The sequence below is a fragment of the Bradyrhizobium sp. JR3.5 genome (genome assembly GCF_054057015.1).
Map to the genome: position 1 here is coordinate 2,326,897 of NZ_JBSRYV010000001.1, position 13,986 is coordinate 2,340,882.

Genomic DNA, 13,986 nt, shown 5'->3' on the forward strand with positions numbered 1-13,986 from the left:
CGCGCCGTTAGCGGGATGGATTAGCCAACCGAACCTTCAAGGCTGATGGAGATCAGCTTCTGCGCTTCCACCGCGAACTCCATCGGCAGTTGCTGCAGCACGTCCTTCACGAAACCGTTGACGACGAGGCCGACGGCTTCTTCCTGCGAGAGCCCGCGCTGGATGCAGTAGAACAGCACGTCCTCGGAAATCTTCGACGTCGTCGCCTCATGCTCGAACGTCGCCGAGGAATTCTTGGCCTCGACATAGGGCACGGTGTGCGCGCCGCATTTGTCGCCGATCAGCAGCGAGTCGCAGGCGGTGTAGTTGCGCGCGCCGGTGGCTTTGCGGTGCGCGCTGACGAGGCCGCGATAGGTGTTCTGCGACTTGCCGGCGGCGATGCCCTTGGAGATGATCCGGCTCGACGTGTTCTTGCCGAGGTGGATCATCTTGGTGCCGCTATCGACCTGCTGGAAGCCGTTCGAGATCGCGATCGAGTAGAACTCGCCGCTCGAATTGTCGCCGCGCAGGATGCAGCTCGGATACTTCCAGGTGATCGCCGAACCGGTCTCGACCTGGGTCCAGGAGATTTTGGAATTCCGGCCGCGGCAGTCGCCACGCTTGGTGACGAAATTGTAGATGCCGCCCTTGCCTTCCGAATTGCCGGGGTACCAGTTCTGCACCGTCGAATACTTGATCTCGGCGTCATCGAGCGTGACGAGCTCGACCACGGCGGCGTGCAGCTGGTTCTCGTCGCGCTGCGGCGCGGTGCAGCCTTCGAGATAGGAGACGTAGGAGCCCTTGTCGGCGATGATCAGCGTGCGCTCGAACTGGCCGGTGTTGCGCTCGTTGATGCGGAAATAGGTCGACAACTCCATCGGGCAGCGCACGCCCGGCGGCACGTAGACGAACGAGCCGTCGGAGAACACCGCCGAGTTCAGCGTAGCGAAGTAATTGTCCGAGGTCGGCACCACGGTGCCGAGATATTTCTGCACCAGCTCGGGATGCTCGCGGATCGCCTCCGAGATCGGCATGAAGATCACGCCGGCGGCCTTCAGCTCCTTCTGGAAGGTGGTTGCGACCGACACCGAATCGAACACGGCATCGACCGCGATCTTGCGATTGGCCGACGGCGGGCCGCCGGGCGGCGGCTCGACGCCCTCGAGAACGGCGACTTCGCGGAGCGGGATGCCGAGCTTCTCATAGGTCTTGAGAATTTCCGGATCGATCTCGTCGATCGAGGACAGCGTTTTCTTCGGCTTCGGCGCCGAATAATAATAAAGATCCTGATAGTCGATCTTCGGATAGTTGACGCGCGCCCAGGTCGGCTCGGTCATGGTCAGCCAGCGGCGATACGCCTCCAGACGCCATTCCAGCATCCAGGCCGGTTCATTCTTCTTTGCAGAGATGAAGCGGACGGTGTCTTCCGACAGGCCTTTCGGGGCCTTGTCGGACTCGATCAGCGTCTCAAATCCATAACGATACTGGTCGACGTCGATGCGCCGGACGCGCTCGACCGTCTCTTGTACAGCAGGCATTCAATCCTCCGCTCGCGGTTTCAAGGACCGCGGTGGATCTCAAGTTCCGAAGTCTCTTACGATGCTTTGAAGACGAAATCACCCGCTTAGAACTGTTCAAGCTGTGTTTCGTCGCTCTCCCTTAACTAAGGTATCGGCGAGCTTTCGCCAAGCCTTGAGGGCCAAATCCACGTCTGTCTCCGTGGTAGACCAGCCAAGACTGAGCCGCACCGCTCCTTGGGACACCTCTGGACGGTATCTCATTGCCTCCAGGACGTGGGACGGCTGGACCTTGCCCGACGAGCAAGCGGAACCGGAAGACACCGCGACCCCCGCCAGGTCGAATCCGATGACCGCCGTTTCGGCCTTCATGCCGGGCGCCGTGAACAGAACGGTATTCGGCAACCGCTCTACGTTATCGGAGAAGACCACCACGTCCGGCGTCTGCCGCAGCCCGTGCTCGAGCCGGTCGCGCAGTCCCCTGACGCCGGCGGCGTCGGCCTTCAGCGCCACCATCGCGGCCTTCGCGGCCGCACCAAAGCCGGCAATCCCTGCGACGTTCTCGGTCCCTGCCCGTCGTCCGAGCTCCTGCCCGCCGCCGCGCAGGAACGCCTCCAGTCCTTCGACGCCTTCGGCAAGCACCAGTGCGCCTGCGCCCTTCGGTCCACCGATCTTGTGCGCCGACAGCGTCACCAGATCGGCCCGGGTCGAGGCGAGATCGAACGGGATCTTGCCGAACGCCTGGATCGCGTCGACATGCAGCAGGCCACCGGCCGCGTGGACGATCTCGGCGACGTCAGCCACCGGCTGGATGGCGCCGGTCTCGTTGTTCGCCAGCATCACCGAGACCAATGCGGTCGCACCGTCGGCCAGCAGCGCACGCAGATGATCGAGATCGATCACCCCGGCGCGCGTGACATTGATCGCGAGGGTGGCCTCACGCGCGAACCGTCCGCCCGCGAGGACAGACGCATGCTCGATCGCGGACACCAGGAGCCGGTTGACCGGCGCGCCTGCACCGCGGCGCAATCCCGGCGTCAATGCGAGCGCATTGGCTTCGGTCCCGCCGGAGAGAAACACGACGTCCTGCGGCCGGCCGCCGACCGCATTCGCCACCGCATTGCGGGCATCCTCGACCAGCCGGCGCGCGCGGCGTCCCTCGCTGTGCACCGAGGACGGATTGCCGCTCAATTCCCATGCAGCAGCCATCGCCGCCTTTGCCTCCTGGCGAAGTGGCGTTGTGGCATTCCAGTCGAGATAGACGCGATCGGCCATCGAGCTTGTCCGCGGCAACCACCGTGGTTGCGGCCTTCCATTGCGACATAACGACAGTCGGGCAGCGAGACCAGATCAGAGTCACCAATGCGGGAGATTTTTCACGCTCGGCCGGGAGTTCCATCGTGTTGCCTGGCAAGACATCTGCCTGCGCGCCGCGCGCGATAGCAATATGACAAACTAAAACTTCAGGTAGCCAACGAGCAATTCGGCGTGTTGATCCGGGTCGCCGCCGACGCGCCGGCTGCGCACGCGTCACGGAGCGGATTAGCCTCTGCCAAGCGGCACAATTTCCTTGATTTTTGCCCCTTGCGTCATGCTAGAAGGCCTTCCAGCGTGCCGCCCGGCGGCGCCTGCGCTGATTTCATCATGAGCCGCTCTGCTCGCGCCCGTCGCCGAAGATGGCTCCAACCGGTTGATTGATCGACGTCAATCAAGGGAACGCGTCAATCAAGGGAACACAATGCCTGAAGTCATTTTCACCGGCCCTGCTGGCCGTCTCGAGGGCCGCTATCACCCGGCCAAGCAGAAGAACGCGCCGATTGCGATGATCCTGCATCCGCATCCGCAGTTCCACGGCACGATGAACCACCAGATCGTCTACCAGTGCTACTACGCGTTCGCGCATCGCGGCTTCTCGGTGCTGCGCTTCAACTTCCGTGGCGTCGGCCGCAGCCAGGGCTCGTTCGATCACGGCACCGGCGAATTGTCCGATGCCGCGAGCGCGCTCGACTGGGCGCAGGCGATCAATCCGGAGGCGCGCGCTTGCTGGGTTGCGGGTTTCTCGTTCGGCGCATGGATCGGCATGCAGCTTCTGATGCGCCGGCCGGAGGTCGAGGGATTCATCTCGATCGCGCCACCAGCCAATCTCTACGACTTCTCGTTTCTCGCGCCCTGCCCGTCGTCGGGCCTGATCGTACACGGCGACAAGGATGCCGTGGTGCCGCCCAAGGACGTCAACACGCTGGTCGAGAAGCTGAAGACGCAGAAGGGCATCGTGATCGACCAGCAGGTCATCCCCGGCGCCAACCACTTCTTCGACGGCAAGCTAGAGCCGCTGATGGAGACGGTGACCGGCTATCTGGACATGCGCCTCGCCAACGTGCGCTGAGCGACACCGCTCTTGTAGCCCGGATGGAGCCAACGGGTCGCGCGAACGCGCGCCCGATGACAGGCTCCGCCAAATCCGGGACCACTGCCTCCGCGGTTAGACCTGCCCCGGATTTCGCTCCATCCGGGCTACGAAACCTACTCCGGCGCGAATTTCAGTGCGGCGATGCCGACCAGCACCAGTGCGATCCCGGCGACCTTCATCGGGTTCAAGGCTTCGTTGAACAGCAACACGCCCATGGTCAGCGTGCCGACCGCGCCGATGCCGGTCCATATCGTGTAGGCGACGCCGACGCCGAGTACCTGCAACGCGCGCCCGAGCAGGAACACGAACGCGGCGAGCAGTGCGAGCGAGACCAACGTCCAGCCGAGGCGCGTATAGCCTTCGGCATATTTCATCGAGATGGCCCAGCCAACGTCGAGAAGACCGGCGATGACCAGCGCGATCCAGGCAATGGAGTGCGACATGGCTTACGCGGCAAGCTTCAGCATGTGCGCGCGGTGGCCGACCAGGAACGCATGCAGCAGCGCGGGATAATCAGGTGAAACGGCGCTGCGCACGCTCGGCCGCTGCGCCAGGGCACTGCGCCAGGCGCGAAGTTTTGGCGTGTGGGTGAAAACGGCGAGATCGGTCAGCTGGTCGAACAGATCGAAGTAGCGGAAGACCGGCGCGAACACCGCATCCACCAGGCTGAACCTGTCGCCCGCGAAGAACGGACCCGCGCCGAGCGCAGCCTCCACGCGCGCGAACTTTGCGGCGACCGCCTGCCGCTTGCTCTCGAAGGTCGCGGCATCGGTCGCAGTCTCGAGCCCCCAGAGGTCGCCGAGAATGGCCGAGCCGAACTCAATCCAGGCGCGATGCTCGGCGCGCGTCAGCGCGTTCTCGGGATGCAGCTTCGCGCCGCCTTGCGTCTCCTCGATGTACTCGCAGATCACGTTGCTCTCGAACAGCGCGACCTCCTTGCCGTCGTCGCCGGTCACGACCAGCACCGGCACCTTGCCGAGCGGCGAGATCTTCAGGAACCAGTCCGGCTTGTTGGCGAGATCGATGTCGATCCGCTCGAACGGCACGCCCTTCTCGTGCAGCGCGATCACCGCGCGTTGCACATAGGGGCAGAGCTTGTGGCTGATCAGCTTCAGGGCGGCCATGACGAACCTCGCGTTCAATGCAACTGCATCGAATTAAATGCTGCGGCATGGAACTGTCAAGGTAGATGCATTTGCATCTAAATCACGGTCGCGCGATGATGCCCCCGGTCATCGGGATCGGCACCCCCGTGGTGGCGGGGTAGCTCAGCGGCAGCCCCTTCATGCCGCGCGCCGCAAGGAAGCCGAAGGCCTGCGCCTCGATCGCGTCCGCCGCCCAGCCAAGCGCCTCGGCGGGTTCGACGGTTGCCGGCGCCAGGCGCTCGCGCAGCATCCGCATCATCGTGAGGTTGGAGGCGCCGCCGCCGCAGATGATCCAGCTCTTCGGCCGTTTCGGCAGCAGCGGCACGACGCGGGCGATCGCGGCAGCCGTGAAAGCGGTCAGCGTCGCCGCGCCATCGGCCGGCGCCACGGCACCGAGCTTCAGGCCGGCGAAGTCGTTGCGGTCGAGCGATTTCGGCGGTGGCAGCGCGAAGAACGGCAGCTTGAGCGCCTGTGCGATCCAGGCTTCGTCCGGTTTGCCGAGCGCCGCGAACTTGCCGGCGGTGTCGAACGGCTGATGCATCTGGCGGAACATGAAGTCGTCGAGCAGCGCATTGCCGGGCCCGGTGTCGCAGGCGACCAGCGTATCGGTGCCGTCGATATAGGTGATGTTGGAGACGCCGCCGATATTGACCACGACGGTCGGCCCCTCGCGATTCAGCGATTGCGCCAGCGCACGGTGGTAGACCGGCACGAGCGGAGCACCCTGCCCGCCGGCCTCGACGTCGGCGGCGCGGAAATCATGCATCACCGGAATGTGGATCGCTTTGGCGAGCGCCAGGGCATCGCCGATCTGGACCGTCAACCTCCGCTCGGGGCGATGCAGCACGGTCTGGCCATGGAACCCGACGATGTCGATGTCCTGGGCGGAGATCCGGGTCTGCGCCATGAAGCTGGCGACCGCCTCGGCATGGGCTGAAGTGACGGCCTGCTCGGCCTGCCGCAAGATCCCCGGCCGGGCGTCGCGCTGTGTCAGATGGACGGCCTCGGTGAGCGCCTGGCGCAGCAGGCTGCGCTCGCTGTCGGTATAGGGGCGATAGCCCGTCGGCCCGAAGGCCTTGATCTGGCGGCCGTCGGTCTCGATCAGTGCCACGTCGACCCCGTCGAGCGAGGTCCCGCTCATCAGACCGAGTGCCGTTAACATCATTGTGGAAGCGCCCCAGCCGGGAACCCCCGGCTTGTCTCAAACAAGTACATCCTATAATGCCACTGCGCGTCCGCCTGCGGCAGCCTCAAGCATCAAGGTTCCGCAAATAGATGCAAAAACCGTAAAACAAGAATGATCTGGCTCGCCGACAAATGACTGCATTTAAATCGGATTTCCTGAACACTCTACAGGAACGCGGCTTCGTCCACCAGTGCTCCGATTTCGAGGGCCTCGACGCGCTTGCCGCGAAGGGCGAGGCGACCGCCTATGTCGGCTATGACTGCACCGCGCCGTCGCTGCACATCGGCAACTTCCTCACCATGATGATGCTGTACTGGCTGCAACAGAGCGGCAACAAGCCGATAACATTGATGGGCGGCGGCACCACGATGGTCGGCGACCCCTCCGGCAAGGACGAGACGCGCGCGATGCGCACGGTCGCGGAGATTGAAGCCAACAAGGCCTCGATCCGCGGCGTGTTCGCCAAGGTGCTGCGCTATGGCAATGGGCCTTCCGACGCCATCATGCTGGACAACGCCGAGTGGCTGACCAAGCTGAACTGGATCGAGATGCTGCGCGACATCGGCCGGCACTTCTCGGTCAACCGCATGCTGACGATGGATTCGGTGCGGCTCCGGCTCGAGCGCGAGCAGGAGATGAGCTTCATCGAATTCAACTACATGGTCTGCCAGGCCTACGACTTCGTCGAGCTGTCGCGCCGCGCCGGCTGCCGGCTGCAGATGGGCGGCTCCGACCAGTGGGGCAACATCGTCAATGGCGTCGATCTCGGCCGCCGCATGGGCTCGCCGCAACTGTTCGCACTGACCACGCCGTTGCTGACCACCGCCTCCGGCGACAAGATGGGCAAGACCGCCAAGGGCGCGGTGTGGCTCAACGCCGACCAGTTCTCGCCGTACGACTTCTGGCAGTACTGGCGTAACGTCGAAGACGCCGACGTCGTCAAATTCCTCAAGCTGTTCACGATCCTGCCGATGAGCGAGATCGGCAGGCTCGCGGCGCTCGGTGGCAGCGAGATCAACGAAGCCAAGAAGGTGTTGGCGACCGAGGCCACCGCCCTGCTCCATGGCCGCGACGCGGCCAATGAAGCCGCCGAGACCGCGCGCCGCACCTTCGAGGAAGGAGCGCTGGCCGAAACCCTGCCGACGGTGGAAATTCCGCGCGGCGAATTTGAAGCCGGCGTCGGCGTGCTGGCCGCCTTCGTCAAGGCCGAGCTCGTCGCCTCCAACGGCGAAGCGCGCCGTCAGATCAAGGGCGGCGGCCTGCGCGTCAACGACGCTGCCGTCACCGACGAGAAGATGCTGCTGACGCCGGCCAATCTCACGCCGGAAGGCGTCGTCAAGCTGTCGCTCGGCAAGAAGCGGCACGTCCTGCTGAAGCCTGCATAGGCGCATTCGCATTTGTCGGTTGTAGGGAGTGCGGAAAGCGCGCTCCCATCTTTCCGATGGACCAGAACACGCCTCCGAACGACACGCTTGCAACGCCGGCGAAACAGTCGCGCGTCGCGCTGAACGTGCTCGCGCTCTGCTTCGTGCTGTCGGTGCTCGGGCGCGGTCTCAGCGACAGCTTCACGGTCTTCCTCAAACCGATCTCGGAAAACTTCGGCTGGGACCGCGCCTCTGTCGTGTCGGTCTATTCGCTGACCTGGCTCGCCAGCGGCCTCACCGCGCCCCTGGTCGGGCGCCTGTTCGACCGCTCCGGTCCGCGCGTGGTCTATGCGCTTGGCCTGTCGCTGCTCGGCTGCGCATTCCTGATCGCCTCGCGCGCGCAGCAGCTCTGGCAATTCCAGCTCAGCGTCGGCCTCTGCGTCGGCTTCGGCACCGCGCTGATCGGCAACGTCTCGAACTCGATCCTGCTCGGCCGCTGGTTCGGGCCAAAGCTGCCGACCGCCATGGCCGTGATGTATTCGGCGACCGGCGCCGGCCTCTTGGTGCTGCTGCCGCTGTCGCAGGTGCTGATCGACCGCATCGGCTGGCGCGAGGCCTATCAGGTGTTCGGCGTCAGTGCGCTCGGCCTGCTTGTCCCGCTGGTCTTCCTGCCGTGGCGGCTGCTCGCCGGCGGATCGCCACACATCGTGAAGAAGGCTCAAGCCGGCCTCGCCGAACAAGGCTGGACGCTGCTGGCCGCGATGCGCCACCATGCCTTCTGGGCGCTGTTCTCGACCTTCTTCTTCACCGCGATTGCGATGTATGCGCTGACGGCGCAGATCGTCGCCTACCTGATCGATGTCGGCTTCCCGCCGCTACAGGCCGCCACCGCCTGGGGCTTCTCCGGCGTCGCGCTGTTCGTCGGCATGCTCGGCGTGTCCACGCTCGACGGTATCATCGGCCGCCGTCCCAGCGTGCTGTTCAGCTACGGCGTCTCGATCGTCGGCATCATCCTGCTCTGGCTGTTGCAGTGGTATCCGAACTACTGGCTGCTGACCGGCTTTGTGATCTGCTTCGGCAGCATGATCGGCTCGCGCGGCCCGCTGATCACCGCGACCGCGCTGAAAATCTTCCGCGGCGAGCGCGTCGGTACGATCTACGGGACGATCATGATCGGCAGCGGCCTCGGCTCCGCGCTCGGCTCCTGGGGCGGCGGCCTGATCCACGACTGGACCCACAGCTACAATCCGCTGATCGCCTTCGCGCTGGTCAACGTGGTGCTCGGCCTGATCCCGTTCCTGGTGGTGCCGGCGCTGCGGCGCTAGCGCTCCGTCCGGGGCATACGCTTTGCGCCGACAAGACAGATATTGTCGCAAGTCCCGGGTCGATCTAGGCTTCCGCCGCCGAGGTCCTCGATGGATATCAAGCGGGCGCTACCCCATCCCCAACTTCGCGGCGTCCTGCGCTCGTTCGAGGAAAGGCGCGTGGAATTGGGGAACGCCGTGCTGGGCTGGCCGGTCGCCGCGCGGCCGCATCAGATCCTGGATATCCATCTGGCTGAACCATATCGCGTGCGCATCGACGGCGGCCAGCTCAGCACGACGCCAGATGTGGGTGTGGTTGGACCGCAGACCTATCGTCGCGCGCATGTCTGCCTGTCAGGCTCAGTCCATGTCTTCAACATTCTCTTTCAACCGACCGGCTTGAACCGGTTGGTTGGGATCGACATGACCACTTTGGTCAACCAGGATCCGGCAGCCTCGGACGTTCTCGGCAAATCCGCCACGTCACTCGGCGATGCCGTGCGCATGGCGCCGGACTTCGATCTGCGCGTCGCCGCGGTCGAACGCTGGGTCGAGGCGATGCTCGAGAAGCGCGGCCCCGACTGCACGATCGCCGCCACATCACGCCGGATGATCGCCGTCCGGGGCCGTACGCGGATCGAGGACCTCATTGCAAATTCCGGCCTCAGCACCAGCCAGTTCCAGCGTCGTTTCGCGACGCAGGTCGGAATGACGCCAAAGCTGTTTGCGCGAACGATCCGGTTCGACAGGGCGCTGGTCGCCCGCCGTGATGCCCCGAACCGGTCCTGGACCGACATTGTCCACGAACTCGGCTATTTCGATCAGGCCCATTTCATCCGCGAATGCCACGCTTTCGCCGGCTTACCGCCGAGCAGCCTCATCGGCGACTGGGAGAATGTCTTTTTCCCAGGCTGATGACCAAAATTTACAAGCGCTTTCGCTAGCGAGTCCGCAAGGTGTGCCCTCGCAGGAGGCCAACATGGCGGAGAGGATGACGCGAAGCGAATTCGGCGTCGTTGCGGCCGGCATCACGGTCACCGGCCCGAGAACCGGAGCAACGGACATGTCGACCAACCTGGAGCGCTTCAAAGCCATCGTCGAGCGTGGCTTTTCTCAGGGGGATCTGACGGTCGCGGACGAGGTCTGCGCCGAGACGCTGATCGAACATGAGTACCTGTCGAAAACCGATATTCCCGGCCCGCAAATCCTGAAAGGGCAAATCGAGGACGCGCGGCGCAGCATCAGGGACTTGAAGCTCACGATCGAGGCGATCGTGGAAACGCGCGATACGGTGTGGGCGCGAAGCAAGGCAACGGGCGTCGACCCGCGCTCGGGAAAACCTGTTTCCATCGATGTCATGGACATCTGCCGATTTGCCGACGGCAGGCTCGTCGAACATTGGGGCGTGCCCGACCGGTTCGCGCTGCTTCATCAGATTGGCGCGCTACCGCCTCCGCCGCAAGGCCGGCCCTAGCGGGAAGCCGAGACGGCGACGAGAATGACGCCACGCGCGTTTGGCATCACGGCCGGCATCGCAGGAGCCGACAACCGGAGCGATGGACATGCCGACGAATCCGGATCCCTCCAGGAAGGACAACATGGCATCGCCGCGAATACTCGGCCCGCAAGATGGTCATCTCGCAATTCTCGGCGGTACCAGCGCCCGATTCATGATTGAAGAGGACGACGCCGGTGGGCGCTTCGCCCTCGTCGAACATCCGATGCAGCCGCGCGTTTTGGCAGCGCCCATGCACCGGCATCATCACGAGGACGAGTACAGCTTCGTCCTCGAGGGCCGCATCGGGGCGTTGCTCGGCGATACCGTCGCGATCGGCAATCCGGGAGACCTGATCTTCAAGCCGCGCGAGCAGTGGCACACGTTCTGGAATGCCGGGGACACGCCCGCCCGCGTATTGGAGATCATTTCACCGGCCGGCTTCGAGACCTATTTCCGTGAGCTCGGAGCAGAGTTGAGCAACGGTCCCCCTGATCCGCAGCGGCTGGCGACGCTCTGCGCGCGCTATGCACTCGACATGGATATGAGCAGCGTCCCCGGTCTGATCCAGCGCTTCGGGGTTCGCTTTCCAGGAGAGCCATCGCCCGCGCCGCGATGATTTGGCATGGTCGGCGGCCTCTCCCCACAGGCACGTGGAGAGAGGCCGAAGGCTGTGACGTCTTTCGTTCAATCGGTGTCGCGGCAATCGTCGCTGCGGTGGTCACGGCCGCAGGAGCCGCGGTCATGGGCCTCCTCCCGGCCATCGCCGGTGCCCGGCGTGAACGACACGCCACGCAGCGCCTCGCCGGCATTCGCGGTACGCAGCGTGACAAAGCGCTCGCCGGCCGGCAGCGTGGCCGCGGACAGCTTGTCGGTGATCATCACGAGCTTGTTCGGATCAGCACCCTGGTCGCCGCTGCCGCTCACCGTGGAGGTCATCGCCCAGATCGACACGCTGCCGTCGCGATTGACGCGGCCGGTGATGTTGCGCAGGCCGTCGGTCGCCGGCGACCACGGCTTGCCGGTCGCGGCGTTGTTGCCGGTCGGATAGCCCTGCACCGTGTAGGGGACGCCGAGGTCAAGTCCCGCCTGCAAGGTGTAGACCTGCTTCCACGCGCCGGCGTTGCTGTCGAACACCCACTTCTGCAATCCGGCTGATGTCTGCGCCTTGGCAGCGGTATAGCCGTTCGATGTCGCGGTGCCGTTGCCTTCGTCGGCGACGTAGAGTGTGTTCGCGTCGGCGAACCAGATGCCGAAGGGGAACGAGGTCGTGCTCTTGAGCGCAGTCGGGAAACCACTCAGCACGCACATGTTATACGGCGTGACGCCCTGCCCCGCCAACTTCGAGCCATCGTAGAAGATCTGCGTCGTCGGCAGCGACGCAGACGGAGCCGGCAGGCCGACGCCGTTCGGACACGCCTTCGGGCTGCCGTTGGTAGCGTTGCCGGTGGTGTCGATGAAGTACACCGTGTTGATTCCGTTCCCGCCGCTGCCCTTGGTCGTGTAGATCACGTTGTTGAACACGGTGAGGCCGCGGAAATTGGTGTCCTTGCCGATCTTGTCGGCCTTCTGGCCGAGTTCGGTGATGTTGAAGCTGCCGAGCGGGAAAGGTCCGCCCGGGTCCGCCTGCCGCACGAGCGGCGCGTCGGCCTCTCTCGCGATCTGCATGCCGGCGCCCGTGATGACGCCCGCAGGCTGCGGGTTGCCGCCATTGCCCGCGTTGCCGGCGGTGTAGAACACACCGGCACCATGCCGATCGTTGAAGATCGCAGCGCGGCCGTTGTTGCCGCTATAGCCGTTCACCTTGGTGAAGTGGAAGCGACCATTCTCGTCGACTTCAGCGACCAGGCGATAATAGGTGCCGGGCACCGGATTGGTCGGATCGATGACGTCAGGGGTGTTGGAGTTCGACACGTCGATGGCGCCGATCGGAGCGAGATAGCCCCATGAAGGTCACGCTGCGATGATCGAGCGACAGATTGAGCGCCAGCTCGGATTTTGACGAGAAGCTGGTGACCATCTGGTCCTTGTTTTGGGACACGCCGGGCTGGGCGCTGTTCGGCACCTCGAGCGACTGCACATGTCTGCCGTCGAGACGCAGTTCGTCGAGCAGGATCTTCGCAGTCAGGCCGAACGAGCCGTCGACACCGTCGTTGTTGAACGCCGTCGGATAGGTGCCGTCCGCGGTGGCGGTCACGCAATTGGGCGACACGCAGTTCGGCGGCAATTGTGTGACGCCGGGCGTGATGGTGACGGCGTTGTTGACGAACACCGCACGGCTCAACAACAGGTGACCCGGCCGGAAATGCACCTCATCGCCGTCGGCGTGCGCAAGACTGCTGGCCAGCGCCGTGGAGGCGAGCAGCGTCAACGCAAAAACCGGCCGAGACAGCGGAAGCCCCACAGCCGGGCGCAATCCTTTGGCGATCATTGCTTTTCTCCCAATGTAAGATTTTCTCAGAAAACGAGGGGCGCGTAGCCGCCCGCCATGTCGGCGGCCGGCGCGCGCAATCTGCGGGCGGACTGTTACGGGCGTGCGACAATCGACCGCATGTCCACCGCGGCATCTCACGTCGGCGCATCGGCACGACCCACCGCGCCATCATGATCGGCAGCGCCCTGGGCTCTCGGCTCTGGCCATGGCTCCTGGGGCGGCGGCCTGATCCATCACTGGACCCACAGCTACAATCCGCTGATCGCCTTCGCGCTCGTCAATGTCGTCCTCGGCCTGATCCCGTTCCTGGTGGTACCGGCGCTGCGGCGCTGACTGCGGCAAACCCAAGCTTGGCAAGATATGGAGAAGCCGCCAGTTTAGGCGGCCGAAAGCCAACGTAGGCGCATGCAAAAGGCACCAAAGTGATCGACCGCCGATGGAGCTTAGGGAATTCTCCGGAGTGACTCGGCGCGTCTGGCAAAATATGCCTAGATCTTCTCTCGCGGCCGCAGCGGGAGCCTCGCTGAGAACCTCGCGATGCTGGGATGACAGGATGATGCGACAAAACGGTGGAAAGACTGCGATGAAGCGTTTCTTGCTGATACTGACGATAGGTCTCTTGTGGAACGCCTTCGCCCACGCGCGAGCTGAGGAGCAACGGAGGGGCAAAGACATGTTGCAAAAGCTATGCGCCGGCTGTCATGCCATTGGCAGGACCGGCGCGAGCCCGAACAGGCTGGCACCACCCTTTCGCAGCTTTAGTGAAACCAAACTCTACGACAGCGACTTCTTGCAACGACTGCAGGACGGCTATAGCAGCATTCACCCCTCCATGCCGACCTTCCGCTTCAACAAGGAGGATGCTGAGGAGGTCGTCAGCTATCTGAAGTCAATTCAGGAGCATTCCAAGCCGAAATAGCACCTATCGATCTCGCGGGAGCGCTGGACGCCACATGGGCACGCGAGAACAAACGTTTGGATTTTGAAGCCGCCAGAGTCGTAGCGACTGATAGGACGTCGGCCCATTGCTGACATTGCCGCCTAAACGCACCATGTCTGCTTTTGTGCCCGAGGCGGACGTTTGGCACACAGCTTCACCAAAGTTTTTCATTGGTTACGGGTTTGATCTCCGTCAACAGAAGCGGCCGCCAA

At 64.0% G+C, this 13,986-nt stretch carries 14 protein-coding genes and 1 pseudogene; 8 read left to right on the forward strand and 7 right to left on the reverse strand.

The window, feature by feature from the left end:
- Positions 1-20: 20 nt before the first annotated feature.
- Positions 21-1,517 (reverse strand): Fe-S cluster assembly protein SufB, encoded by a 1,497-nt coding sequence (gene sufB / locus ACVWW1_RS11720; protein WP_092113801.1) that lies wholly within the window; start codon positions 1,515-1,517, stop codon positions 21-23.
- 96 nt (positions 1,518-1,613) lie between these two features.
- Positions 1,614-2,771, reverse strand: a complete 1,158-nt coding sequence (locus tag ACVWW1_RS11725) for a cysteine desulfurase family protein (RefSeq protein WP_456655870.1) — start codon at positions 2,769-2,771, stop codon at positions 1,614-1,616.
- Between the two features lie 463 nt (positions 2,772-3,234).
- Between ACVWW1_RS11725 and ACVWW1_RS11730 the strand changes: the two genes are divergently transcribed.
- Entirely contained in the window at positions 3,235-3,882 is a 648-nt protein-coding gene (locus tag ACVWW1_RS11730) for an alpha/beta hydrolase (RefSeq protein WP_016843213.1), read from the forward strand.
- A 137-nt stretch (positions 3,883-4,019) separates the two neighbouring features.
- Here ACVWW1_RS11730 and ACVWW1_RS11735 read toward each other — a convergent pair whose 3' ends face one another.
- The 3 genes from ACVWW1_RS11735 to ACVWW1_RS11745 all read right to left on the reverse strand — a co-directional run bounded on the left by ACVWW1_RS11735 (position 4,020) and on the right by ACVWW1_RS11745 (position 6,216).
- Positions 4,020-4,349: a DMT family transporter gene (locus ACVWW1_RS11735; RefSeq protein WP_456655871.1), complete on the reverse strand. Its 330-nt coding sequence runs from the start codon at positions 4,347-4,349 to the stop codon at positions 4,020-4,022.
- Between the two features lie 3 nt (positions 4,350-4,352).
- The gene (locus tag ACVWW1_RS11740; RefSeq protein WP_456655872.1) at positions 4,353-5,030 is read right to left on the reverse strand and encodes a glutathione S-transferase family protein; all 678 of its coding nucleotides are present in this window, start codon (positions 5,028-5,030) and stop codon (positions 4,353-4,355) included.
- Positions 5,031-5,112: 82 nt separating this feature from the next.
- Positions 5,113-6,216, reverse strand: a complete 1,104-nt coding sequence (locus ACVWW1_RS11745) for an anhydro-N-acetylmuramic acid kinase (protein WP_456655873.1) — start codon at positions 6,214-6,216, stop codon at positions 5,113-5,115.
- Between the two features lie 152 nt (positions 6,217-6,368).
- Here ACVWW1_RS11745 and tyrS point away from each other — a divergent pair, with 152 nt between their 5' ends.
- From tyrS to ACVWW1_RS11770, 5 genes are all read left to right on the forward strand, one after another.
- Positions 6,369-7,622 (forward strand): tyrosine--tRNA ligase, encoded by a 1,254-nt coding sequence (gene tyrS, locus ACVWW1_RS11750; RefSeq protein WP_456655874.1) that lies wholly within the window; start codon positions 6,369-6,371, stop codon positions 7,620-7,622.
- Positions 7,623-7,678: 56 nt separating this feature from the next.
- On the forward strand, positions 7,679-8,926 hold the full coding sequence (locus ACVWW1_RS11755; protein ID WP_456655875.1) for an MFS transporter: 1,248 nt from the start codon (positions 7,679-7,681) through the stop codon (positions 8,924-8,926).
- 246 nt (positions 8,927-9,172) lie between these two features.
- Complete coding sequence (locus ACVWW1_RS11760) at positions 9,173-9,820, forward strand: helix-turn-helix domain-containing protein (protein WP_456655876.1); 648 nt, start codon at positions 9,173-9,175, stop codon at positions 9,818-9,820.
- 64 nt (positions 9,821-9,884) lie between these two features.
- Positions 9,885-10,379: an ester cyclase gene (locus tag ACVWW1_RS11765; RefSeq protein ID WP_456655877.1), complete on the forward strand. Its 495-nt coding sequence runs from the start codon at positions 9,885-9,887 to the stop codon at positions 10,377-10,379.
- Positions 10,380-10,461: 82 nt separating this feature from the next.
- Positions 10,462-11,019 carry a cupin domain-containing protein gene (locus tag ACVWW1_RS11770; RefSeq protein WP_456655878.1) on the forward strand — a complete coding sequence of 186 codons (558 nt, stop codon included), beginning with the start codon at positions 10,462-10,464 and terminating at the stop codon, positions 11,017-11,019.
- Positions 11,020-11,087: 68 nt separating this feature from the next.
- Here the strand turns inward: ACVWW1_RS11770 and ACVWW1_RS11775 are convergent, their stop codons facing one another.
- Together ACVWW1_RS11775 and ACVWW1_RS11780 are read right to left on the reverse strand one after the other, a co-directional pair.
- On the reverse strand, positions 11,088-12,314 hold the full coding sequence (locus tag ACVWW1_RS11775; protein ID WP_456655879.1) for a hypothetical protein: 1,227 nt from the start codon (positions 12,312-12,314) through the stop codon (positions 11,088-11,090).
- Positions 12,292-12,831 carry a hypothetical protein gene (locus ACVWW1_RS11780; RefSeq protein ID WP_456655880.1) on the reverse strand — a complete coding sequence of 180 codons (540 nt, stop codon included), beginning with the start codon at positions 12,829-12,831 and terminating at the stop codon, positions 12,292-12,294. The genes ACVWW1_RS11775 and ACVWW1_RS11780 overlap by 23 nt, the downstream gene beginning before the upstream one ends.
- 143 nt (positions 12,832-12,974) lie before the next feature.
- Here ACVWW1_RS11780 and ACVWW1_RS11785 point away from each other — a divergent pair.
- Both ACVWW1_RS11785 and ACVWW1_RS11790 read left to right on the forward strand, forming a co-directional pair.
- Positions 12,975-13,167 (forward strand): annotated as a pseudogene (locus tag ACVWW1_RS11785) (MFS transporter); the annotation flags it as partial.
- Positions 13,168-13,417: 250 nt separating this feature from the next.
- The gene (locus tag ACVWW1_RS11790; RefSeq protein ID WP_456655881.1) at positions 13,418-13,753 is read left to right on the forward strand and encodes a c-type cytochrome; all 336 of its coding nucleotides are present in this window, start codon (positions 13,418-13,420) and stop codon (positions 13,751-13,753) included.
- The last annotated feature ends 233 nt before the right edge of the window (positions 13,754-13,986 follow it).

Coding starts and splice junctions, on each gene's coding strand:
- ACVWW1_RS11735 (WP_456655871.1), bottom strand. CDS start 4,349: ATGTCGCACTCCATTGCCTGGATCGCGCTGGTCATCGCCGGTCTTCTC.
- ACVWW1_RS11780 (WP_456655880.1), bottom strand. CDS start 12,831: ATGATCGCCAAAGGATTGCGCCCGGCTGTGGGGCTTCCGCTGTCTCGG.
- ACVWW1_RS11770 (WP_456655878.1), top strand. CDS start 10,462: ATGGACATGCCGACGAATCCGGATCCCTCCAGGAAGGACAACATGGCA.
- ACVWW1_RS11745 (WP_456655873.1), bottom strand. CDS start 6,216: ATGATGTTAACGGCACTCGGTCTGATGAGCGGGACCTCGCTCGACGGG.
- tyrS (WP_456655874.1), top strand. CDS start 6,369: ATGACTGCATTTAAATCGGATTTCCTGAACACTCTACAGGAACGCGGC.
- ACVWW1_RS11765 (WP_456655877.1), top strand. CDS start 9,885: ATGGCGGAGAGGATGACGCGAAGCGAATTCGGCGTCGTTGCGGCCGGC.
- ACVWW1_RS11730 (WP_016843213.1), top strand. CDS start 3,235: ATGCCTGAAGTCATTTTCACCGGCCCTGCTGGCCGTCTCGAGGGCCGC.
- ACVWW1_RS11740 (WP_456655872.1), bottom strand. CDS start 5,030: ATGGCCGCCCTGAAGCTGATCAGCCACAAGCTCTGCCCCTATGTGCAA.
- ACVWW1_RS11725 (WP_456655870.1), bottom strand. CDS start 2,771: ATGGCCGATCGCGTCTATCTCGACTGGAATGCCACAACGCCACTTCGC.
- ACVWW1_RS11755 (WP_456655875.1), top strand. CDS start 7,679: ATGGACCAGAACACGCCTCCGAACGACACGCTTGCAACGCCGGCGAAA.
- ACVWW1_RS11790 (WP_456655881.1), top strand. CDS start 13,418: ATGAAGCGTTTCTTGCTGATACTGACGATAGGTCTCTTGTGGAACGCC.
- sufB (WP_092113801.1), bottom strand. CDS start 1,517: ATGCCTGCTGTACAAGAGACGGTCGAGCGCGTCCGGCGCATCGACGTC.